Below are 21,329 nucleotides of genomic sequence, written 5' to 3'. Positions count from 1 at the left end.
CTCGCTTCCGGCTTACGCCTCTTGTCCTACAGTTTCATCAACGATACCCAGCTCTTCCTTGATCCAGTCGTAACCGTCTGCTTCCAGACGCTCAGCAAGCTCAGGACCCCCGGATTTAACGATACGTCCTTGCATCATCACGTGTACATAATCTGGTTTAACGTAGTTTAACAGACGTTGGTAGTGAGTAATCACGAGGAAACCACGATCTTCGGAACGCATAGCGTTCACACCGTTAGCCACGATTCTCAAAGCATCGATATCCAGACCGGAGTCGATTTCATCAAGAATGACAATTTTCGGATCAATCATCATCATTTGCAAAATTTCATTCCGTTTTTTCTCACCACCAGAGAAGCCTTCGTTCAGGTAACGGTGAGCAAACTCAGGGTTCATTTCAAGCTCTTTCATTTTGCTTTCCATTTGACGGATAAACTTAATCAAGGAGATTTCTTGTCCTTCTTCACGGCGCGCGTTGATCGCACTACGCAAAAAGTCGGAGTTCGTTACCCCTGCAATTTCACTCGGGTACTGCATCGCCAAGAACAATCCTGCACGTGCACGCTCATCCACTTCCATATCCAGCACGTCTTCTCCATCCAAAGTTACTTTACCATCTGTGACTTCATATTTTGGATGACCCATCAAAGCAGACGCAAGTGTACTTTTACCCGTACCGTTAGGACCCATGATGGCATGGATTTCTCCGCCCTTCATTTCGAGGTTAATACCTTTCAAAATTTCCTTGCCTTCAATGGTCGCTTTGAGACCTTCAATCTTAAAGTTTGTAGCCATATTCGCAATACCCTCCAAAAAATGTAGTGTGGTGTCGAAATCAGAAAGTATATTTAAACAGGGGAGCCCCCTGATTTCAAGTAATATTTAAAAATTTATTTATAATCATTCTAAACTGATTCTCAATGATTCTCAAGTTATTTTATAATAAATATCTTGAAGGGTGCAACCAACAGACACACGTTATCCAACTTTCTTCATAAAATGTTCACCCTACCAAGCACACAAATGGCAAAATACATCCTGCGAATGTTTATATAATTATAAATTTGTACAAAAAACACGAGGTACATGATCTCTTTTCAGCCATAAAAACGCTACTGACAGCATGACGTCAGTAGCGTTTTACATGTAAAAAGTTTATTTCAAAGCGTAATCCCATCACTACAATTAGCCCAAATAAGAGCGAAGCATCCACATATGTTTCTCCAGATCCGCTTTATAGCCGATCAGCAAATCTGCAGTTGGCTGGTCGGAATTGCTTTCCGCCAGTTCAATACCTTCCTGAAACTCCTCGCATACCGTTGCAAAATCCTCGATCAAGGTTTGTACCATCTTGGGAGCATCTTCGTTGCCGGTTGCTTCCTGAATCGACGACAGCTCCAGGTACTCCTTCAATGTTGCGGAAGGTGAACCTTTCAACGCGAGCAAACGCTCGGCGATCTCATCCATTTTCAATGTCACTTCATTGTATAACTCTTCAAATTTAACATGGAGTGTGTAGAAACTGGAGCCTTTCACATACCAGTGATAGTTATGAATTTTTACATATAACACATTGAGGTTAGCGACTTGACGGTTTAAAAGTTCCTCCACCGATTTGGTTTGCGTATTTTTCGAGTTACTTGTTGTTTTAGCCATCATAAATCCCTTCCTTTTTCATCAAATTGATTTTCAGGAACGTTTACGTATCCATCACCGTCATTGCTGACGGTAAGACGCCAGCGGGCATCCTAATCACCTGCCGGACGTCTGTTTCATACTTACCCTCTCTATACGGAAACGAAACAAAAAGAAGAGTTCTCCTTTCTCCCTCTTTCGATCCTCCATAAAAAAAATGTACAAAACTTCAATGATTTTCGTTATACTTTCTCTATCCTATCAAAATACTTGGTTTAATATTGTGATATTCCCAGACTATTTACATGTGCACAATTTATGGAGGTGACTTCGTTGTCCCAATATCATCCTTTAACGACTGAAGAAGCAATCGAATTCGTGAAGAACATCCCCGGATTTTTTAGTCAGGAAGCTCGTCTGGAATGCCGGGAAATCGGTGATGGTAACCTAAATCTGGTTTTTCATATTACGGATTCTGAATCTAACAAGAGTATCATTGCCAAGCAGGCACTTCCTTATGTAAAAATTGTGGGTGAATCCTGGCCGCTCTCACTGGATCGTGCCCGTATTGAACGCGAGGCCCTTCAGCAGGAGCACCACATTTGCCCCGAATTGGTTCCTGCGATACTGGCGTATGACGATGAGCTTGCATTGACCGTGATGGAGGATCTTAGCTCCCACACCATCATGCGCAAGGGGCTAATAGAAGGAAACACATATCCATATTTCGCTAATCATATTGGGGAGTTTCTGGCACGCACGCTCTTCTTCACCTCAGATTTGGGCATGAATCAGCAGGATAAAAAAGACCTAGTCAAACGTTTTATCAACCCGGATCTCTGCAAAATAACTGAGGATCTGATTCTGGATGAACCGTATCGGTTCTCAGATAATAACAACTATGGTGCGTACATCGAAGACGAAGCAGAGGCACTCCGTACAGATCAAGCGCTTCATCTGGAAGTGGCTTTGCTGCGAGAAAAGTTTTTGACACGAACCGAAACGCTTCTGCACGGTGACCTTCATACTGGTAGCATTTTTGTAACGACCGAATCGACTAAAGTCATTGATCCTGAATTTGCCTACTACGGACCCATGGGCTTTGATATCGGAGCGGTGATCGCCAATCTGCTGTTGAACTACGCTGCACAGCCCGGATGGACCTCTGGTGAGACGGCTCTAAAAGAAAGGCGCGACTGGGTTCTGGAGACTGCCATTCAGGTATGGGAGCAGTTTGAGCGTAGGTTCCGCAAACTGTGGGACGAGCATGTCACCGATCATATGGCACGTACAGCGGGATATCAGGACTTGTATCTCCAGAAAGTACTGCAAGATACGATTGGTTTTGCAGGGTGCAAAGTGATCCGCCGTATCATCAGCCTGTCGCATGTGGCAGATATCGAGACAATAGCCGATCCTGACCTCAAGGAAGCTGCGGAACGTCTGGCGTTATCTATCGGTAAATCCTTGGTTCTTCGCAATCGCGGGCTTCATTCGATTCGGGAACTGGGAGACATTGTTCGGACAGCAACAGCTGCCCAAACTAAAGGAGCTTAATGAATATGAGTGAAAAGAAAGAATCGGCGCCCGTGACCTCTGGGAAAGCTGCAGTGTCCAGTCAGGCTCTATCTTCGCTGGTGTGGAAAGGCAACCACTTGTCCATGCTGGATCAGCGTCTGCTACCCGAAACGATTGTCATGCTGGATTTATTCACGGCTGATGAAGTTTGGGATGGCATACATGCCATGAAGGTACGCGGTGCGCCCGCCATCGGGATGGCTGCGGCCTACGGCGTTGTGCTGGGGGCTTCCGCCTACAGCGGCATCGACGCTGATGGGTGGCTGGAGCATGTACACGCCGTGTGCGGACATTTGGCTACTTCACGGCCGACGGCAGTGAACCTGTTCTGGGCCCTGGATCGCATGAAGAAGCGGGCTGGGGAACTCATCGTTGAAGCTAGCGGAGGACGGATCGAAGACTGGAATGCCGGGCTGGAGCGTGAAGCCATAGCCATTCAGGCAGAGGACGAAGAAGTATGCCGCCAGATCGGCATCCATGCTTTACCTCTGTTCGAGGACGGGATGGGCGTACTCACTCACTGCAATGCAGGCGGATTGGCGACAGCCAAATACGGGACAGCGCTCGCTCCGATGTACCTTGCGCAGGAGAACGGCATCCACCTCAAAGTATTTGCCGACGAAACCCGCCCCGTGCTGCAAGGTGCGCGCCTGACTGCTTTCGAGCTTCAGCAGGCAGGCATTGATGTCACCCTGCTCTGTGACAATATGGCGGGCATGGTGATGTCCAAAGGATGGGTACAGGCCGTTATTGTCGGCACAGATAGAGTCGCTGCTAATGGCGATGTCGCCAACAAAATCGGTACCTATAGCCTAGCTGTGCTAGCGAAGGCGCATGACATTCCTTTTTATGTCGCTTCGCCACTATCTACCATTGATTTGCAGACCGCAACAGGCGCAGATATTCCGATTGAGGAGCGTTCTGCGGAGGAAGTTACCGAAAGCTTTGGTAAACGGACCGCCCCGCAGGGCATCAAAGTCTACAATCCAGCTTTCGATGTTACACCTCATGAGTACATTACCGCCATCATTACCGAAAAAGGAATTGTCCAAGCACCCTTTAGCGACAACCTCCCCGCTTTGTTTGCCGATTAATCGTTCTTGCAGATCATACCGTTCGTATAAAGCCGAATAGTCTGCTCGATAGAGTGTAACTTTTCATAGAAAAAAACCGGAGCCAAAAAGTCCGGTTTTTTTCAGTTCTTGTTCCTCTACTTTTATGCAACATTGCACATAGGCTTCACTACACCAGTTTCAATAGTGCTTCATAGCCTGGCATCCCTGGTTTAATCCCCAGTTGCTCGGCTTCTGCCGTCACTGACTCCATCGGCGCTTCCAACAGTTCCTTTAGTGTTTTTACCCCCACAGCTCGTGCGGCCAGGATTTTCCGATCCGCCAGCCGTTCATTGAGCAATCCAACATCCAGCGCACCACACATGATGTAGCCACGGGAGTTAGAAATCGTTAACAGCGTTGTTTTAGGCAGTTTGACCTCGACTCCGATAAATGTATGCTCACCCACTTGAATAGGTTCCATGTGTATCATGGTGATTTCATGCACCTCCTCTTTGTTCATCCGGGATATTTTATGCGGCATTTGCGGGTAAGTGTGGACACTCGTGGATACATTCAAAATATTAGGAGGGGAATGTATGTACAGCAAAATAGACGATATCAAAAAGACCAGACGAATTTTTTCTCATCTAGTCTCGGTGATCATCGTTAACGGTCTGGGTTACGCTTTATTCAAACTTTTTTAAGTACTGTGGCGGCACAAGGTCGGCAAGCCAAACACCGTGGTTGGCTTTATAAAACTTCACTTGATTAGCCAATGCCTTTTCTGTATCTACTTCAAGGATCACCAGTTCCCCACGTCTTTTACCTGCCAGAATTGCAAACTCAAGGGCTTCAGACAGATGTACATACTTTCTGCCCATTGGCTTAATTCCTTCAGTAAAAATGTTATGGATTACCTTTGTGTTTGTACCGTGATAGAGAATGGTTGGTGGAGTGGCCTCCTTATAATCCAATCTGCCTGCACTGTGCCCATAATTAGCTCTTATGTACCCATTAACAATCTCATATCTTTGTTTTGGACAATGGCTTACTACTTGCTTGATATCCGACTCGCTTACGTCAGACCATCTATTCTCTGATCTTATTCCTTGAATCAGTTCTTGAATGTCACAATAACCCTCATGGTCTAGCTCAAGACCAAACTGTTCTGGTGTATGCCTAAGAATCTTACTCATAAATTTACTAAGGCTCTCTTCTTGTTTTGACGTTAACATGATATGCTCCTTCTAAAATCGTCTCTTAATTCTAGGGTGGATAAAAATTTTCCTCTTTAATCAGATAGATTGCAATGAAAAAAGCTTACTCTCATTTTATTATCAATGGAGCAAGCTCGGTTCGTATTCCTGAAGCTACTTTATGATTCAAATGTCATCTTGTCAGGAAATATACCACCTTCTTTAACGAAGCAACGTGCCATCCGCTGTGCAGCCCTATCAAAATAAAATTTGTTTGAATGATTCGAATCTGGTAAAGGTTCAATTTCAGAGAACAGCTTAGTATCCTTGTTTAATTGAATTTTCCCCATAGTGTGTTCGTTTGGACCATATTTATAAATAACTACTGTATCATCTTCATGTTCTTTAAAAAGTAAAACAAATGCTCCCATTATAAAATCTCCTCTATTCTATTTCCCATGGACGACCCGACCTTACCGCAGCGTTATGAGCAGTCTCATAGTCTGTTTTAAATATACCCTCAAATCTAGATTCAAACAATTCATGGTTAAGCAAATCCATATCTTTTTCTGTTTGTATCCCTTTTTGTAATCTATCCCATGCTTGAGCTATTTCGTAATCAGAATGAAATCTGCCATAACCACTTGATTTTATGTGTTCTTTTATGAAAACGTGTTCTTTGATTCTTTGAATCCTACTTTCCTTCATTCCAGAATTCTCAGCTATTGCTCTTACATCACTATCTGAAGCTCTGATTTGATCATACATCTCATCTGCTTCAGCTTCTCTACGAAAATATTCATCAATTGAAAGATCGTTTCTCCCACCTGTTTGTACTTCTGTTTTAGATTCAGATTCTATTGAATTCCGTAAGCTGGAACTCGTATTATTCTTCGGAATCTCATACTGAATAGATGGTTTCAAACCAATTTTAGGCTTAATAACTGAGCTGACTCCTCCAAACAATCCTGCTGTACCAATCATATTAGCCCAATGTTCCTTTGACCACGCATTGGTAGGATTAAATGCGCCCTGAATCATACCCGTTATTCCAAATGTACTGAAATTGAGCATGTCATTCCACGAATCGTTTTGTTTAGCTGCTCGTTCCATGTACCCTTGATACATTCCTTTTGGAATACCATACGACATATAATCTAAGAAGCTCCAAACCGAATCAAACTTTTTCTCATAACGTACTGAATTAGCATCTACAAAATCCTGACCTAGTTCAGTTAAGCTATCTACCGATTTCTGGAATGCATTTCGTGTATCTGGAGCAGGAACAGCACATGAATTCGGTGGAGGTGGTAAACAACTTGCATCAATGTTACCTGTTTCCATCAGATCTGCTAATCTGAATTTATCTGCATGGTGACGTAACTCCCTAGCAATAGAATCCATCAGGGTAACAAAGTCAAGAGGTCTGGAAGGAATAGTAAAAGTGCTCTTTAGTCAGTCCTTCCCACAATTGTCCCATAGATGAAATTTGTTTTACTAAATTGCTATTCACTTGAGTTGCCGTTTGCTGTGCTAACTCAAACTGCTTGGAGATAGTCATAAGTTGCTCAGGCGTCACTTTAATAGTTGTCATAGGTTAGTTACCTCTAGTCATGAATTCGTTATGACATAGTAACACTATTCCGATTTATGGAAAATGAACTTAATTCCTAATTGTTATATGAAGGATTAACCTTTCTACCTACGTCTAAAGACTTAAAACGTGCCATGATCTTCAACCATATCTTGCAACCCAGGGATAAGCGTAAGGAGTTTTTTGTAGTTTCTTAGTTGCTGAGTTGTTATATTTAACTCATGTGCAATATCAGCCTGTGTTTTTTGCTGACCAAAATTATTTTGCTCAGCACTTTCATATGTATGCTGATTATTCCCTTCTAGATTGGCGCTCCCATCCCTCACTCCAGATTCTTTCCAACTCAACACAAATCAAAAAGGCTAGACGGAATATCCATCTAGCCACCTACAACACTTCATTATCTGAGTTGAATTTAAATAGATAATTCCAGCCCGCCAAGCCGTCTAATTATATCAAAACTATTACACAGTTTATTGTATACAAGATTAATCTATAACTTTTTTCTTCTTTTAATTACGAAAAAAATGCCACCAATAATTGCTAACCCTGCAATAGAAAATAGTGACACTTTTTCTGTGCTGATTTTGCTTGTAATGAGCTGCGAAGTAGTCGAGTTTAGATTAGATGGACTCCCCCCAGAGATCAGTTCATCTGAATCATTTTTTTCAGAAGCTTCTTGCCGAGCCTTCTCATTGGCAGATAGAAACTCTACAAACTCCTGTAAATTGTATACTTTCAATGGCTTAAATTCCATGTATACGCTCTCTCTAAGAGGAACCACAACTTCCTTCCCATCTATATCAGAAATTAGAGCAACCGTAGCCAGTCGATCATCATATATCAGTTTGCTGCTTTCATCGTAGCCAATCAATTTCTTTGCTTCTTCGAATTGACTCGGAAACTCAAGATCACTATAAGCTGATCGTATTCTTTTCCCATCTTCTGAAAAAACAATACCATTATTTTGTTGTCCACTTTTTATGGAAAATAAGTACCCTTTAGATTTTAAAATGTCATTAGCTCTATCTGTATTCCCTGATCTAACAGCTTTAGAATTAACAGTGTAAACCTTAAAACCTTCATCAAGAGTTAAAATTTTCCGCTTCTTTAGTAGTTGTTATTTTAAATCCTGTATTCTTTCTAATGTCATCTTTGAAATTCCCCAAATCCTTTTCAATAGATTGCTCAACTTCTTTCGGAACCTCATTTGCCGCTAAGACGGTTATAGGTAACAATAAGATACAAGAAAACGCAATACCAATTATTTTTTTATACATTTTATCAGTCCTCCTTAGTCTCGTTTTAATTAACATAAATTTCGTTTATAGTGCTGTACCAACTAAAATCTCTATTATTAACAAATCCATCATAGTAATCTATTTTATCCATCTTCTCACCAACGGCAGGGTCTTTGTAATATACTTTTTGAAATCCTAAATTTGTATTATCGGAATATCCATTTATTAGATACATATGTCCAAGATCAGAGTCGTCCTTCCACACGATATGTGCTAATTGCGGTTGATTTCTTTTTATTTGAGAGATAATAGTTCCAAAGGGTATCGGCTCTTTATCAATTGTAGAGTTCAACCCCCCATATGCTAACGCGCTTTTTACTTCCTTATCCGTGCCTCCCTTATTTACGAGGCTACCTTTAATATATTTTACAATTTGAGATTGAGTTTTATTTCCACCTAAATGTTCTATAGCCATCTGTGAAGTAGCAGCCCAGCACCAATTAGATTTCTCTTGTTTATGCGAAGGCACAGGAAGAGATTTGTAATCTATGTAACTAGGTGTGATTTTGTCTGAATTGATCTCTTGGGCTGATGTTAATGGAGCGATAGCACTAAGTGCTAATACCCCCATAAGCACAAATGCTGTCATTTTTATTTTTTTCATGTAATGACACTTCCTTTTTTCTTATTTGGAATACAATACAATAATAATACAGAAAATACAATAATATAACATTTTATTCAACATTATTGCAAAAATAGTAAGTCAGCACTATATTAATCATTTTCCTGTAAGTGTTAAAATATCAACAATTTTAATAAAACAGTATCCTGCTACTTCCTTAATTACGCACAACGTTGAAGGTATCCCATCCTTTGACGTAAACCGTCGTCCCTTTTCATAATGCACCTCCTTCTTCAAATCCTCGTCTTGGTTAATAATGGATTAGTTCACAAAAAAAGGTTTGAACAAATCATAAAGAAGACCTACTTTAGTTGTAGGTCTTGGAATAGAACACTATTTAATAATAGAATTTTTGAGGTTCCCCTGCGTTGGCCTATTGGGTTCCGTAATTAAACCTATTTCAGGGGTGCAGTTTTAACGAATTTTCAAATCAATTCGTATTTAAGCTCCTCCATGTGTTGCAAAAACTTGAAATCCTCCATCATGACTATCCAGATAAATAGGTACAGCTAAGGTGAACAAAAAGCTACTAACAACGATCAACATTACCACTTTTTTCAACATTGTTTAACCACACCTTTTCAATGAGATTGTAAAACTCTGTTTTGGTTTCAGATACCGCATGGGCTTTGAAACGCACAAACAACCCCATACAATTTATAAAATATGTCTCCTTATTTAGTATATGCGCTTTTACCATTGCACAAAACAAATGATTAAAGCCATCATTGTGCATCCCATGATCTAAATAATAATAAGCCAATTCATATCCACAAAGTGCAGAGTATTCCGGTATTACTTGCTGGGTATACATATCATCTGATGATGGTCGCTGAGATAAAGACGCAATCTCTGTTTCAAATCGTTTAAGTATATCGTTTAAATCAAGTTCATAACGGTTAGCCGCCGTCATTATGTTAAGTAGTTGAGTTACCCTATCTTCTTGAATCGTATCTGATGAGTCATCAATAAAGTTTAGATATTCATGAAGCACACTCACATCACCAGATAAAAGCCTATATGCAAGTATATTAGCTTGTGACCAATGTTTAAACAAACCAATCCAGTGCTGGGTATCCTCATCGGTCTCTCTAACCCAATCTAAATTGGAGTAGGCATATGTATAGTGTAATGCCTGCTCATAATTACCCTGCTCTTCACATGCATTAGCACAGAGCAAGTCTGCATAAGCAATGTACACAAACAAGGGACGACTTAGCTTGTCGCTAGATTCGATCTGTTCTCGGCTGTTCTGTTGATGGTTCAGTGTACATTGTATTTCGGCTTTAGCTCTCATTTTCCTCGCCATCTCATCAACCTTATCCCATTTACGCAATGATCTGTACACGTTAGCCAAATCCTTCAATGCGTCAAGCTGGTCTATTTCATCTAGTCTTTCGACAAAAGCTTCAAATACGGCTGCCGCCCCAACATTTTGATTTTGATCGTCATTAATCTGAATTTTAAAAATACGATATTGGCAGATTGCCAGGCGTTCAGAATGTTGATATCTCTCCGCTTCAGCTACCCCCTCATAAAGTATCAATGCCGCTTCTAGTCGTCCCTGCGACAACAATTCTTCCGCTATTTCAAATAGCTTGGGTGAATAGAGTAGATTGTCCATGATGGCTCCCACTACTCGACGGATCGCATCCAACTTGTCCAACTCCGCACAGCGATACAAAAACGGCTCGATTCGCCTCATATTTGGAGGATGATCAATGATGTAATTTTCTATAAACAATTCATAAAAGTGACCCTCTGGTAAGCCCATAGCTTCAGTAATACGATCGAGCTGGTTAATAGACATAGATTTATTACCTGTTACAATGCTACTTATTATTCCCCTATTCATCCCTGTAATTTGTCCAAATTCCGATAGGTTTAAGCCTTCTTGTTTAAGATATTGTTCCAATTCTGCTCTAATCGTGGGTGTAATTTTCACCGATAAACCACCCTTTCAATGTAGACTCACAATACGATGCATAGTAAAAATTATTATGTAGTTGTGAAACAAGTAGTAAAATGCTCTAACGATCTTGATTGTACCATCTTTTGGTATAAAATCATATACCTTTCATATAGTACTCAAGATACCTTTTGGGATAGTTACGTATGATTTCATGATTAAGGATATCGTCTTTATGTTGATGTATAGTTTATTTAAAAAATTAGAACACAACTCATCCAATACAAAGTACCAGATTAATAGTCAGGTTCGCATTCCCTTGTGTTTTAATCTATGAATTGAGCCTTGATTGGATGTATGGCATACAAGCAACCTTAATGATATTAGGGACGGTATCGAGTCAAAAAATAACTTGAGTGTGAAAGTGAATGTGTTAGGGGCAATTTTGGAAATTAAATAGACGTTTATGATGTAAAATACCCCCCGTCCTTTTTATTGTACCTGCTAGTATTTGATCAGCAGACATAACAAAGAAACCTAGACATAATCATCTAGGCTCCATACACATGAACAATTTATCCTACTTGTTTCTGTTGCTCATATTCCTTTACCCTGCGATAGAACGTGTTAGGCTTCATTTCTACGCGCTTCATTGCTTCGACTGCTGTTATTCCACCTTGCTTCCATTCCTCATATGCTGTAATAAACTCATCACTTATTGCCTTTTTAGGCCGACCAAATACCACACCATTATTTTTGGCTGCTGCTATATCTTCAGATTGTCTACCGTTTATCTTCTCACGTTCACGTTCTGCCATGTAGCTAAGTAATTCAAGCACGATACTAGATATAACCTTTTCCAAACCATTTTGATATTGTCTAGTGTCAAGGATAGGCATACAAGGATAACAATGTGTGCACCTATCTCATACGTTATATCTTGCCATTCACGTTTGATTTCTTTAGCATTCCGTCCAAGTCTGTCAAGTTCCTTAATGAACAGAATGTCTCCGTGTCTAAGTACGCTCTTTAATGTTTGATATTGTGGTCTGTCAAAATTCTTGCCACTTTGCTTATCAATGAAGTAATCACGTTCCATAATACCTAAGTCCTTCATCGATTCTAATTGTCTAGCTTCATTCTGATCTTTACTCGATACTCTTATGTAACCATAGCGTCTAATCTCACTCATATGGATCATCCTCTACTATGTCATTAATTGCATTTAGCAAAGTATGTCAAAACGTATACTATATGACAAAGTGTTAGAAAAAGACTTGGCTAAATTGAGCATAATAAAAAGGGCAACCGAAGTCGCCCTAGATATTCCATTATACAACTTAACTTTTCAAATACTTTAGTACACAAATCTATTTACTGTCTTCTTCCTTGATGTAAATAGCGTCATATTGAATGATTGCTTTAGTTTCATCAGTAGTCTTTGAAACGTCGTAGACTACTTCATCTTGACTGAACTTATCTTCATCATGGAGAGAATGCGGTTTTTTTATAAATAATCCAACTTTAGTATAAATTTTATCAGGATGATTAAGTTCTTCTAATACACTGTCAGGGACTATTGCTTTTGTAACGCCCTTCATTTCTTCAGAAGTATCGTCACTAGCAAAAACATTATTACCAATAACTACAGCAAACGTAACAGTAAGGGCAGCCAACCCCAAAAATTTCAATTTAGCCTTCACTTCTTCCCTAACCCTTCATTAATTAATTTGCATATCCATTCTCAGAAATTTTAATCGGGTAACCAGACCCATCATTTCCGGAATGATTTCCAATTAGCAAATAAACTGGATTGAACTCAAAAGATGCATCGTCGCCTGTTATACCTAAGTTAGTGTGCGAAAATTTGATCGTGGTGACTATTGATAATAGTGTAAAAAAATTAACTCGATTTTCCTAACTGTGAAAACGCCATCTTATAAGCCACAAACGTAATAATTGCGTAGATAAAACCATATAGAAGCCAAGCATCTATATTAACTGCAATGGTTTCTAAATTGGTGGCAATAAATATAAGAGGCAGTAGCAAGGCTAGTATTAATCCTAAGTAGATGTTTCCTTTGAAATAGGCGAAACATACTCCGATCAAGATTGCCAGAATGGGGCAAAATATAAAAGTAGGGAAGAGGGGATTAAGTTTTGGAAATAACCAGTAAATCATAATAATCACTCCTTAAAGTTAATTAGTCAGAAAAAAACGAATCATTTCCTTGTTTGATTTAAATGCTAGAGGAATGACATGTAATTCTTTGCCTGTCAATAAGTCATATTCTCTTATTTCCCTTATTCTATCAACAGGAGAATTTTTGACATAATCATATAGGACAAAAACAGATCCTGCAAAATACTGTACTCCAGATATTACTCCTTTCTCATTTTGTATTTTTTCGGAGACGGAATTGCTTTGTTTTAATTTCAACTTTTTAGGCTTTTTGTTGAGGTCATTGAAAATAGTATAATTTAAGTCTTCAGAGAGAATATATAATTTATCGTTGTAAATTTGGCTGTCATAAAACAAAAATGAAGTATCTGACAAAGATGTTTCATTTTCCAACTTACCATTTTTAGGGTCAATTATCTGCATTATAGGATGAAATTGTGTATCAGATGTATTGCCATCAAGAAATACAATAAGCTTGCCTTTAAATATTTGTAGTGATGCTCCATTTTGGCCTACCGGAAAGTATTCTTTTAAACCATGTAAACGATTTTCTATAGTGAATTGTTTGATCTTCTTTGATGTTTTTAAATCAATGACATAAATACCTACAGAATTATCATTATTGTTCACATATAAAGTGTATGCCATATTATTGTATTCAACGGTTGATAATAAATATCCATTCAAAAGAATATTTCTATATTTCAAATTTTTTTTATCGAAATAAACCAATTCATTGGTGTACTGTGTGGGAGAATAACTCGGATTAATACCCACGTTCATGGAGAAAAATAGATGATTGTCGCTTTCTTTCAAAAATGAAGTTCCGATATTCCTATCTTTTCCATATTTATTAGGTCCAAAAAATGGTTGAAGAATTCCATTTTGATTAAGTATGTAATGTCTATTTTTTCGTTCAGACATTAAATAATAGTCATTCTTTACTTTGGCAAAATAATAAAGTGACTGGGCATTAACTAAGTTTTTTTTGTCTAAAATCTCGCCTTTATTACTGTATTTCACAATTTCTGCACCGTCATCCATTGCATTTGAATAAACAACAGTAAATGTCTCGGATTTTGTTATATTTTTCAATGAATGATGTGTTGTAGTAAACCAAAACGTTGAAACTGCCAATCCAAGTAAAAATAAAGTTGCAAAAATAATTCTTATTCTTTTTTTAAAGAGCATAATGTCCCCCCTTAGTGAAATCACTCACAGGAAAAAATATATATTCCTGTGAGTGATTAGGTTTGTTAGTTACTATAGTAAATTGAAGTATTACCGGATTTAGCTATTTCCATTGGGGTAACAATAGGATCAATTGTTATATAATCAACATCAATCCCCTGAGTTTTCCAAGCCTTCCACACCAATTGTGAACAATAAAATTTAGCTTCTGTCCATGGATTAACAAAATTCCAGTTATAGGGTTTTCCAATTTGATTAGCTGCATATTGTGCAGCTGCCCTATATTGGGAACCCGAAGCCCCTTTAACGCTCATTCCATAAACATTTGAGCGACCTCTCCAATCATTTGTGTGATATTGAACTCCATCAGCTGGGAACGATTCTACTGTTTTACCACTTAGTAAGGAAACAATAGCAGCATGTCCTGGATATCCGAAATCAATACCCCACGAACTTGCGTTATAGGCAACCAAAATATCACCGACTGTTCCTAAACTTGATGCTGCTAGCCTAGGATTCTCCGAGCTATCAGTGAGCGATTGGCTAGTTTTTTGGTCATTCAATGCCTTCTCTTCCAATTCCCCGCTTTTTAGGATCTGAAGATCATTTTCATTATGTTTACGGAGTAACTCAATATCATTATCACTCATTCCAGCATCTTTCATTTTCTGATAAGAATTGTCATTAACACTGAAAGAAGGCGATGTTTCATCGGCGGCAAAAATGTTTGCACTGGGAAGAAGAAGGATACTTAGAGCAAGACTAGCGGAAAAAGCTAAACTAAGAACATTTTTCATGATTATACCTCCAAATGGGATTTAATTGATATAAGAGAGTACTTGTTCAAAGTTTGTCTACATGTTTATCCATACTTCATTTTTTGTCCCTCCATATAACAAAGTCTCGTATGTCTATTTTTTGGAGGATGATGTATGTTAAATTTAGTTAGTTAGCTCCATAAGTCAAATAGAAATACGAGCTAACGCAATCACCTTCTAAGTAAGAAGTAGCAATTGCGAATATATTGTTTATGTCCGGCAGGATAACCGTCCAATAACAATCAATTTTTTTAAACAGAGATTTATGTAAAAAAGTATGTACCAGTAAATATAGATTTGGGCGATCTATACATGTGCTATAATCTCTAATTTTGATTAAAAATGTATATTCTAAGCTACTGGATAAAAATTCCTATCCAATATATTCAAATTATATACATAGATTCAATAAAAGTCAAATTGATCAACATTTTTTAAGCTATTTGTAATCATAGTTTGAAAGTAATATTTTGATGTTCTCAGTAAAGTGGATAGGAAGTTGACGCTGTGTCAACCATATGAGGGTATCACCAATTTTGGAGGCACTGTAGAGATAGTCTGTAACTACACCCGTATCGAAGCTCAATCGTAAAAATTGATCTTATGTGCATAAAACACTTATTTCATATGGTTTTTTGAGTCATTGTGGTTCAAAATTGTGCCAGAATATTTTTAAATTGTTGCCGTATCGAAAAATAGCTAAAACATAGATAAATAAAGGGATTTGTGAAGAATTGCTTTACATCGTGGTTTCAATCGTAGGTATCGAGGAGTAATGTGTAAAAAAGCTTGATGCATCAAGTGAATTTTAAGTTATTATAAATTAAATTGTGCGAAATCAAAAATTAGAAAATCCTTTATTTATCTACATTTTTAAACACAGCAAACACGTATCGTAAATCGTAACAAGAATCGCGGAGTGGGAGTGTTATAATAGTCATTCCGATATTATCAATAAGAAAATCGATTCAAACACTCTATCATACTTACTCAACTCATATGTAATAGCTGAAGCCTAAGACAAATTGTCTCAGCGTTGAATCATACCGCAGCTCACGCACAGTCATTTCATCCACTGTTTTCTGTTCACCAGTTGAGGGGATGGTGTGTTCCTGATCAATAAACTCTAAGCGGTCTACAGATTCAGGCAAAGATAGCATTTCAAATATTTTACTGTTTGCCAAAAGCGACGACGTCGTCGCATTTCCGAATTGTTCAAATGCTTTAATCATTCTTTGTGCTGTTCTGGGAGTAAAATCGACTGTCTTTAGCCACTTCTCCCACTCACCATGAACTAAGTCATTCTCTTTCACATGCTTCAATTGTCGTGCCCAATCTCAAATAGCGACTGTCCAGCTATTTGTTTCTCGTGAATTGCGATTAAGCCTCCTATTTTAAATGTAATCATTATGTTAACCACGCTTCCACTTTAATAATACAAAAAGCCTTCCCAATAAAGGAAGGCTTAATATCTTTGGACACATTGTAGTTATTGAGCAGGAACATGCAGATTATTAATCGCCCATAAGTTAAAAAGGAAAAAGACGATAAAAATTGCTAAAACGACTCCGATAATGATAAAAATAGTTTTCTTTTTCATAGGCTTTAGTTGAATACCCAACTATCAAGCTGACCCTTGACATTTCCATATATTTTTTTTATTCCAAACTTTGCTATTGTTATAGAGTTTGATTATACTTTAGCCACTATTAGAATTGCGTGTTTCTAGCGAGGAGGGATCAAATTCCAATGAATTTAGCCGTCAAGTTGATGCAAAAATTCAAAGACCGCGATACTCAGAATAAGCTGAAAGGCTATCGGGACAAAGCGGAGCTCATTAGGAAACGGAATTTGGAAGCATGGGACGATCAGCGGCTGAAAGCGGAATCTCTCCGGCTGAAAAAGGAAGCAGAATCGGGTACGCCTTTGGACGAACTGCTTGTCGATGCCTATGCACTAGTCTGCGAGGCAGCGAAGCGAAAGCTCGGATTACAGCCTTACGATGTTCAGATTATGGCTGCCATCGCTCTGCACGAGAGATTTGTGATCGAGCAACATACCGGCGAAGGAAAAACGCTCTCTGCTGTTATGCCTGCTTATCTAAATGCGCTGACCGGCGAAGGCGTTCATGTGCTCACTTTTAACGATTATTTGGCAAATCGGGATGCGGAGTGGATGGGTCCGATCTATCGTTTCCTCGGGTTAACGGTAAAATCGGTTCAAGCGGGCATGAGCTTGTCCGAGAAACGAGAAGCGTACGCCGCGGATATAACCTATGTGACGGCCAAAGAAGCGGGATTCGATTATTTGCGCGACACGATCACACTAAGCGAAGCCGATACCGTGCATCGTCCTTTCCACTACGTCATCGTCGACGAAGCGGATTCACTGCTTCTCGACGAAGCTCGGGTGCCGCTAGTCATCGCTGGCGAGCCGGATTCTTCCGGCAACGACGTAATTCGTTTCGCAGATGTGACTAGGCAGCTCGAGCAAGATAAGTATTACGACTTCGACGAGTTCAAGCGGAACGTTTATTTGAATGAGGCGGGCGCTGCGAAAGCGGAGGCGCTGCTGGGGTGCGGCAATTTGTACGAAAGCCATAATAGTCATTTGTTGTCGTCGTTAAATTGCGCGTTGTATGCGGAAACGTTATTGAAAAAAGACGTCGATTACATCGTCCGGGACGGGAAAATCGAGCTGATCGACGAATATACCGGCCGCGTGGCGGAGAATAGGCATTTGCCAGAAGGACTGCAAGCCGCGCTTGCAGCCAAAGAAGGGCTGCACTCGAAAGTCGGCGGGAAAATTCTCGGGACGATCACCCTTCAACACTTCATTAGCCTGTATCCAAAAATTTGCGGAATGACGGCTACCGCGTACGCTTCCGCCATGGAATTCAAAGAGATTTATGCACTGCAGGTCGTGCAAATTCCGCCGAACCGGCCAAACATACGGATCGACCATCCGCACCGAATTTATACACATAAAGAAGCCAAGCTTAAGGCGCTTGTACAAGAAATCTCGTCCGTACATGCGACGGGACGCCCAATTCTCATTGGTACGTCAAGCGTGGAGGAGTCGGACATGCTGGCAAAGGCGCTAGCGGTTGCCGACGTACCTTGCCATATCCTGAATGCGAAAAACGACGCAGAAGAAGCCGAGGTCATTGCCAAAGCGGGAGAAATCGGCGCCGTGACGGTGTCTACGAATATGGCGGGACGCGGCGTCGACATTCGGATCGGCGGTGGCAACCCTACGCAAGCAGAAGTTGTCGCCAAGCTGGGCGGGTTGTACGTGATTGGTACGCATGTGCACGAAAGCGTGCGGATCGACGACCAACTGCGCGGGCGTTCTGGGCGCCAAGGCGACCCTGGAGCTTCCGTATTTTTCGTAAGCTTAGAGGACGAGTTGTTACTTCGATTCGGCATCGATAAAGCGATTCGCGCCCACAGGCAGGATGAGACTCTCGAAGACCCGGTGCTACGCAGCAAAATCGCGCATATTCAGCGCGTTATTATGGGCCAGAACTTCGATATCCATCAAGAACTAAACCGTTATTCGGATATGGTAGAGGAACAGCGACGAATTCTATACGAGGAGCGGCTCGCAATTTTAAAAGGCAAGAAGCTGATGAGTCCTTTGGAGCAACGCGTACGGCTTTTTTATATCGACAAGTTCTGGGCCGACCATCTAGCATACGTTTCTTACCTTCGTGAAGGCATCCACTTGGAAAGCCTTGTCAGCGGCAATCCGATCGACGAATTTCATGCACAAATCACCCAAGCATACGAACAAATTCCAGCTAAAGTAAATAGCGAGTCGGCGAATATGCTTGTAAGGCTCGGAGGTTCGAATGATCCGGCGGAGTGGGAAGAGTTCGGTCTGAAGAGCCCTACTTCCACTCGGACTTATATAATCAACGATCAATACATCCAGAATATGCGCAGCTCATGGACCGCTATGACTGTATTTGCTTTTGGGATTCGCAAGATTTTGAGGCCTATATTCAAACTGTCAAAGTTTTGATGCAGCGTAGCTTTTTCGAGGATGAGCATTGACTCCGTGTTGACTTCGGACGTCCGCTTGGATTCCTCAATTTTATAATCGGTATAAACATACCTACCAATCACGGCCGCCAAAGCTATGGCGGCTTTTTTGCACTCATTTTGAGGAGGGATTTATATGCCAATGGCAACAAGCGTATCCGCTATAAAGCAGCCATTCTATAGAATGTAACCGCCATCGGATGTTGGGCTAATAGTCAAGCCTGATTTTGAGATTGATCCGTTATTCTTCTCTTTTTCTCAGCAATAAGTAAACCTAGCAGTACATATCCTCTGTACACTAATCCAATTAAAAGCACTCCGCCAGCAATAGAAAGGAGGATAACTAAAATGTTAAGTATAAATAGAAATAACTCCAAAAAGACACCTCCAAAGTAAATTAGTCTTTTTTATCTTATAGTAAAAGTCGTGTCGAAGTATCATAAAGCTTGTCATAAAACAAAATAAGAAAGCAGTTGAATGAAAGAACTAAGTTATTCAAAAAGGCTAATGGTCAGAGTAAAAGACTATATATACGCAACTTTTTTTCGTTTTTCTGGTATATATGATAAAAAAATGAAACTGGGTGTTTATTCAATGAGACGAATTTTTGTTTCTCTACTTGTATCTTCCTGCCTTCTTATTTCTGGCCTGCTTCTAGCGCCTCTGAGTTATGCGGAGAATTCAAATTCCAATCTTCCCGTTGTAGTAGAGGATGCGGCTGTGTTCTATCTGGTTCCGCACCAACTGACTGCCGAATTAAACAAATCTTCTTTATCGCTGGATTCCGTCTCCATAAAGACCGCTCCCCTGCTGAAGAAAAATAATCACTTGTATTTCCCGTTCAAATGGCTGGAAACAGCTCACTTGGCAACCACCAAGTGGGATGCAAAGACAGGCAGCACGTGGGCGGAGTTTGACACTGAGAACTCGGTACCTTTTTCCTCATTTCGGTTGATGCCTAACCAAGCAAAGATTTTCAGATACGAAGACGGAACCATGACAGCGCTGGATGAGCCAATCCCTAAAACGTTTATGAAAAACGATCAATTGTATATTCCAGCGTCACTTCTGCCTAAGATGGGAATAAATTATACATGGAGTAATGGAGTCATGCACTGGGTCTGGAACGACAAAGTAGTTAAAGCGCTTCATCCAACGTATACAACGGATAAGGAAAAAATCACTTTTAGTGCATTAGTACAAAAAGAGTTCGGGCATGCTTATCTTATGGTAAATACAGGGCACGGTGGCATGACAAGTTCCATTGGAGGTAGCATTAGCACGTTTAAGGGAAAAGAAAAAAGCATTGGAAAGCCGATTATAATAAATGGGCAAACATTTCGGCGGATTGAATATTCAGTTGAGCTTCGTCCCGGTCCAAATCCGTTGGAAATTACCACTAATGATAAAGGATCTGTTAAGATTATGGTGCATCGCAAAGTATTAAACCCGTCCTCCGTCCCTATTAGATACAACCATCCCGAGAACGAGCATGACATCCGCTTCACCAAGCCGACACAGGGGTACCTCCGTGTACAGGCTGGAGACCCAATAGCAATTGCTGGAGTCGTGACAGCTACGTATCTGGAAAGCAATGAAGTTTCTTTTGGAGTGGCAGCATTTCAGAACGGTGTTTTTGTTGAAGTTGAAAAAAAGACCGTTATCCCCCTCAAACAGGATAAATTCTTTAGCGGTTCTGTCGTTATTCAAAAACCTGGCACTTATCTGGTCAATATTCTAAGTCCAGATGTATTTGTGGGAGGTAGTTCACCGTACGGCTCTGTCAAATGGGCTGAGATAGCAGTCGAAGTGTTGCCTAAAACCAAGAAAAACCCATAATTCTTCTCTTCCAGATCTAATACCAGCTAAATGGTAACAATAATCTTCAAACTTTGTTTTTCATTCATGTAACATTCCTCTCAATGAACAGATTTCAACTAACGTTTCCCGTTAGCTTAACAAAGATTTTTTTTAATACTAGGCTTTTCCTATACTAATTTGAATGGCTTCATAGTACAAGAATTCTACTTTTCCAAAAACATTATTGGAGGCTCACAAATGAGTAAATTTGAAAAAAATCTAATTAAGTATTTGTCTTACGGTTTTATTGTAGGAATATACTATTCCTTTATTAAAGGGCCAACAACAACGAGTACTCCGATCAACGGTATGTTTGAATTTTATACGGTACCCACTTCT

Annotated in this window: 19 protein-coding genes and 2 pseudogenes; 4 read left to right on the top strand and 17 right to left on the bottom strand. The window is 40.0% G+C overall.

Going from position 1 to position 21,329, the window contains the following annotated elements; all coding sequences use genetic code 11:
* Positions 1-12: 12 nt before the first annotated feature.
* Together sufC and MKX46_RS23625 are read right to left on the bottom strand one after the other, a co-directional pair.
* Complete coding sequence (gene sufC, locus MKX46_RS23630) at positions 13-795, bottom strand: Fe-S cluster assembly ATPase SufC (protein ID WP_029516585.1); 783 nt, start codon at positions 793-795, stop codon at positions 13-15.
* Positions 796-1,185: 390 nt separating this feature from the next.
* Complete coding sequence (locus MKX46_RS23625) at positions 1,186-1,656, bottom strand: Dps family protein (RefSeq protein ID WP_013309551.1); 471 nt, start codon at positions 1,654-1,656, stop codon at positions 1,186-1,188.
* A 312-nt stretch (positions 1,657-1,968) separates the two neighbouring features.
* On the opposite strand from MKX46_RS23625, the gene mtnK reads away from it, so the two are divergent.
* Together mtnK and mtnA are read left to right on the top strand one after the other, a co-directional pair.
* Complete coding sequence (mtnK, locus tag MKX46_RS23620) at positions 1,969-3,192, top strand: S-methyl-5-thioribose kinase (RefSeq protein ID WP_341071863.1); 1,224 nt, start codon at positions 1,969-1,971, stop codon at positions 3,190-3,192.
* A 5-nt stretch (positions 3,193-3,197) separates the two neighbouring features.
* The gene (mtnA, locus tag MKX46_RS23615; protein WP_165145261.1) at positions 3,198-4,307 is read left to right on the top strand and encodes an S-methyl-5-thioribose-1-phosphate isomerase; all 1,110 of its coding nucleotides are present in this window, start codon (positions 3,198-3,200) and stop codon (positions 4,305-4,307) included.
* Between the two features lie 148 nt (positions 4,308-4,455).
* Here mtnA and MKX46_RS23610 read toward each other — a convergent pair whose 3' ends face one another.
* The 15 genes and pseudogenes from MKX46_RS23610 to MKX46_RS23540 all read right to left on the bottom strand — a co-directional run bounded on the left by MKX46_RS23610 (position 4,456) and on the right by MKX46_RS23540 (position 16,397).
* Positions 4,456-4,758 (bottom strand): YunC family protein, encoded by a 303-nt coding sequence (locus tag MKX46_RS23610; RefSeq protein ID WP_318626791.1) that lies wholly within the window; start codon positions 4,756-4,758, stop codon positions 4,456-4,458.
* Between the two features lie 196 nt (positions 4,759-4,954).
* Positions 4,955-5,503, bottom strand: a complete 549-nt coding sequence (locus MKX46_RS23605; RefSeq protein ID WP_029516581.1) for an RNA 2'-phosphotransferase — start codon at positions 5,501-5,503, stop codon at positions 4,955-4,957.
* A 140-nt stretch (positions 5,504-5,643) separates the two neighbouring features.
* Positions 5,644-5,895 carry a hypothetical protein gene (locus tag MKX46_RS23600; protein ID WP_029516580.1) on the bottom strand — a complete coding sequence of 84 codons (252 nt, stop codon included), beginning with the start codon at positions 5,893-5,895 and terminating at the stop codon, positions 5,644-5,646.
* 13 nt (positions 5,896-5,908) lie between these two features.
* Positions 5,909-7,058: pseudogene (locus MKX46_RS23595) on the bottom strand (WXG100 family type VII secretion target).
* A gap of 122 nt (positions 7,059-7,180) precedes the next feature.
* Positions 7,181-7,384, bottom strand: coding sequence for a hypothetical protein (locus tag MKX46_RS23590; RefSeq protein ID WP_165145182.1), 204 nt, complete (start codon positions 7,382-7,384; stop codon positions 7,181-7,183).
* Positions 7,385-7,551: 167 nt separating this feature from the next.
* Complete coding sequence (locus MKX46_RS23585) at positions 7,552-7,932, bottom strand: LPXTG cell wall anchor domain-containing protein (protein WP_341071862.1); 381 nt, start codon at positions 7,930-7,932, stop codon at positions 7,552-7,554.
* Positions 7,933-8,143: 211 nt separating this feature from the next.
* Positions 8,144-8,338 carry a hypothetical protein gene (locus tag MKX46_RS23580; RefSeq protein WP_341071861.1) on the bottom strand — a complete coding sequence of 65 codons (195 nt, stop codon included), beginning with the start codon at positions 8,336-8,338 and terminating at the stop codon, positions 8,144-8,146.
* 25 nt (positions 8,339-8,363) lie between these two features.
* Positions 8,364-8,963 carry a C39 family peptidase gene (locus MKX46_RS23575; protein ID WP_029516577.1) on the bottom strand — a complete coding sequence of 200 codons (600 nt, stop codon included), beginning with the start codon at positions 8,961-8,963 and terminating at the stop codon, positions 8,364-8,366.
* 550 nt (positions 8,964-9,513) lie between these two features.
* Entirely contained in the window at positions 9,514-10,929 is a 1,416-nt protein-coding gene (locus MKX46_RS23570; protein WP_039269864.1) for a tetratricopeptide repeat protein, read from the bottom strand.
* A gap of 539 nt (positions 10,930-11,468) precedes the next feature.
* Positions 11,469-12,085, bottom strand: a pseudogene (locus MKX46_RS23565) (recombinase family protein).
* Positions 12,086-12,263: 178 nt separating this feature from the next.
* A complete protein-coding gene (locus tag MKX46_RS23560) occupies positions 12,264-12,596 on the bottom strand; it encodes a hypothetical protein (protein ID WP_029516575.1) in 333 nt (110 codons plus the stop codon).
* Positions 12,597-12,796: 200 nt separating this feature from the next.
* Complete coding sequence (locus MKX46_RS23555; RefSeq protein ID WP_029516574.1) at positions 12,797-13,075, bottom strand: hypothetical protein; 279 nt, start codon at positions 13,073-13,075, stop codon at positions 12,797-12,799.
* A gap of 18 nt (positions 13,076-13,093) precedes the next feature.
* The gene (locus MKX46_RS23550) at positions 13,094-14,266 is read right to left on the bottom strand and encodes a YncE family protein (RefSeq protein ID WP_341071860.1); all 1,173 of its coding nucleotides are present in this window, start codon (positions 14,264-14,266) and stop codon (positions 13,094-13,096) included.
* A 65-nt stretch (positions 14,267-14,331) separates the two neighbouring features.
* Positions 14,332-15,063, bottom strand: a complete 732-nt coding sequence (locus tag MKX46_RS23545) for a YiiX/YebB-like N1pC/P60 family cysteine hydrolase (protein ID WP_340931806.1) — start codon at positions 15,061-15,063, stop codon at positions 14,332-14,334.
* Between the two features lie 1,016 nt (positions 15,064-16,079).
* Entirely contained in the window at positions 16,080-16,397 is a 318-nt protein-coding gene (locus tag MKX46_RS23540) for a DUF3102 domain-containing protein (protein ID WP_230584987.1), read from the bottom strand.
* Positions 16,398-16,833: 436 nt separating this feature from the next.
* On the opposite strand from MKX46_RS23540, the gene MKX46_RS23535 reads away from it, so the two are divergent.
* Positions 16,834-19,110 (top strand): preprotein translocase subunit SecA, encoded by a 2,277-nt coding sequence (locus MKX46_RS23535; RefSeq protein ID WP_029516571.1) that lies wholly within the window; start codon positions 16,834-16,836, stop codon positions 19,108-19,110.
* Between the two features lie 614 nt (positions 19,111-19,724).
* Complete coding sequence (locus tag MKX46_RS23530; RefSeq protein ID WP_341071859.1) at positions 19,725-20,969, top strand: hypothetical protein; 1,245 nt, start codon at positions 19,725-19,727, stop codon at positions 20,967-20,969.
* Positions 20,970-21,329: the final 360 nt, after the last annotated feature.

The organism is Paenibacillus sp. FSL P4-0113, assembly GCF_038009305.1.
Lineage (GTDB): Bacteria > Bacillota > Bacilli > Paenibacillales > Paenibacillaceae > Paenibacillus > Paenibacillus polymyxa_D.
Note: the sequence above shows the minus strand (reverse complement) of the source record. Positions and strands in the feature narration are given on the sequence as shown.

Bases quoted from the DNA above. Each gene is read 5' to 3' on its own strand.
- sufC (WP_029516585.1), bottom strand. From the start codon at position 795: ATGGCTACAAACTTTAAGATTGAAGGTCTCAAAGCGACCATTGAAGGC.
- MKX46_RS23625 (WP_013309551.1), bottom strand. From the start codon at position 1,656: ATGGCTAAAACAACAAGTAACTCGAAAAATACGCAAACCAAATCGGTG.
- mtnA (WP_165145261.1), top strand. From the start codon at position 3,198: ATGAGTGAAAAGAAAGAATCGGCGCCCGTGACCTCTGGGAAAGCTGCA.
- MKX46_RS23610 (WP_318626791.1), bottom strand. From the start codon at position 4,758: ATGATACACATGGAACCTATTCAAGTGGGTGAGCATACATTTATCGGA.
- MKX46_RS23605 (WP_029516581.1), bottom strand. From the start codon at position 5,503: ATGTTAACGTCAAAACAAGAAGAGAGCCTTAGTAAATTTATGAGTAAG.
- MKX46_RS23600 (WP_029516580.1), bottom strand. From the start codon at position 5,895: ATGGGAGCATTTGTTTTACTTTTTAAAGAACATGAAGATGATACAGTA.
- MKX46_RS23580 (WP_341071861.1), bottom strand. From the start codon at position 8,338: ATGTATAAAAAAATAATTGGTATTGCGTTTTCTTGTATCTTATTGTTA.
- MKX46_RS23575 (WP_029516577.1), bottom strand. From the start codon at position 8,963: ATGAAAAAAATAAAAATGACAGCATTTGTGCTTATGGGGGTATTAGCA.
- MKX46_RS23555 (WP_029516574.1), bottom strand. From the start codon at position 13,075: ATGATTTACTGGTTATTTCCAAAACTTAATCCCCTCTTCCCTACTTTT.
- MKX46_RS23550 (WP_341071860.1), bottom strand. From the start codon at position 14,266: ATGCTCTTTAAAAAAAGAATAAGAATTATTTTTGCAACTTTATTTTTA.
- MKX46_RS23545 (WP_340931806.1), bottom strand. From the start codon at position 15,063: ATGAAAAATGTTCTTAGTTTAGCTTTTTCCGCTAGTCTTGCTCTAAGT.
- MKX46_RS23535 (WP_029516571.1), top strand. From the start codon at position 16,834: ATGAATTTAGCCGTCAAGTTGATGCAAAAATTCAAAGACCGCGATACT.
- MKX46_RS23530 (WP_341071859.1), top strand. From the start codon at position 19,725: ATGAGACGAATTTTTGTTTCTCTACTTGTATCTTCCTGCCTTCTTATT.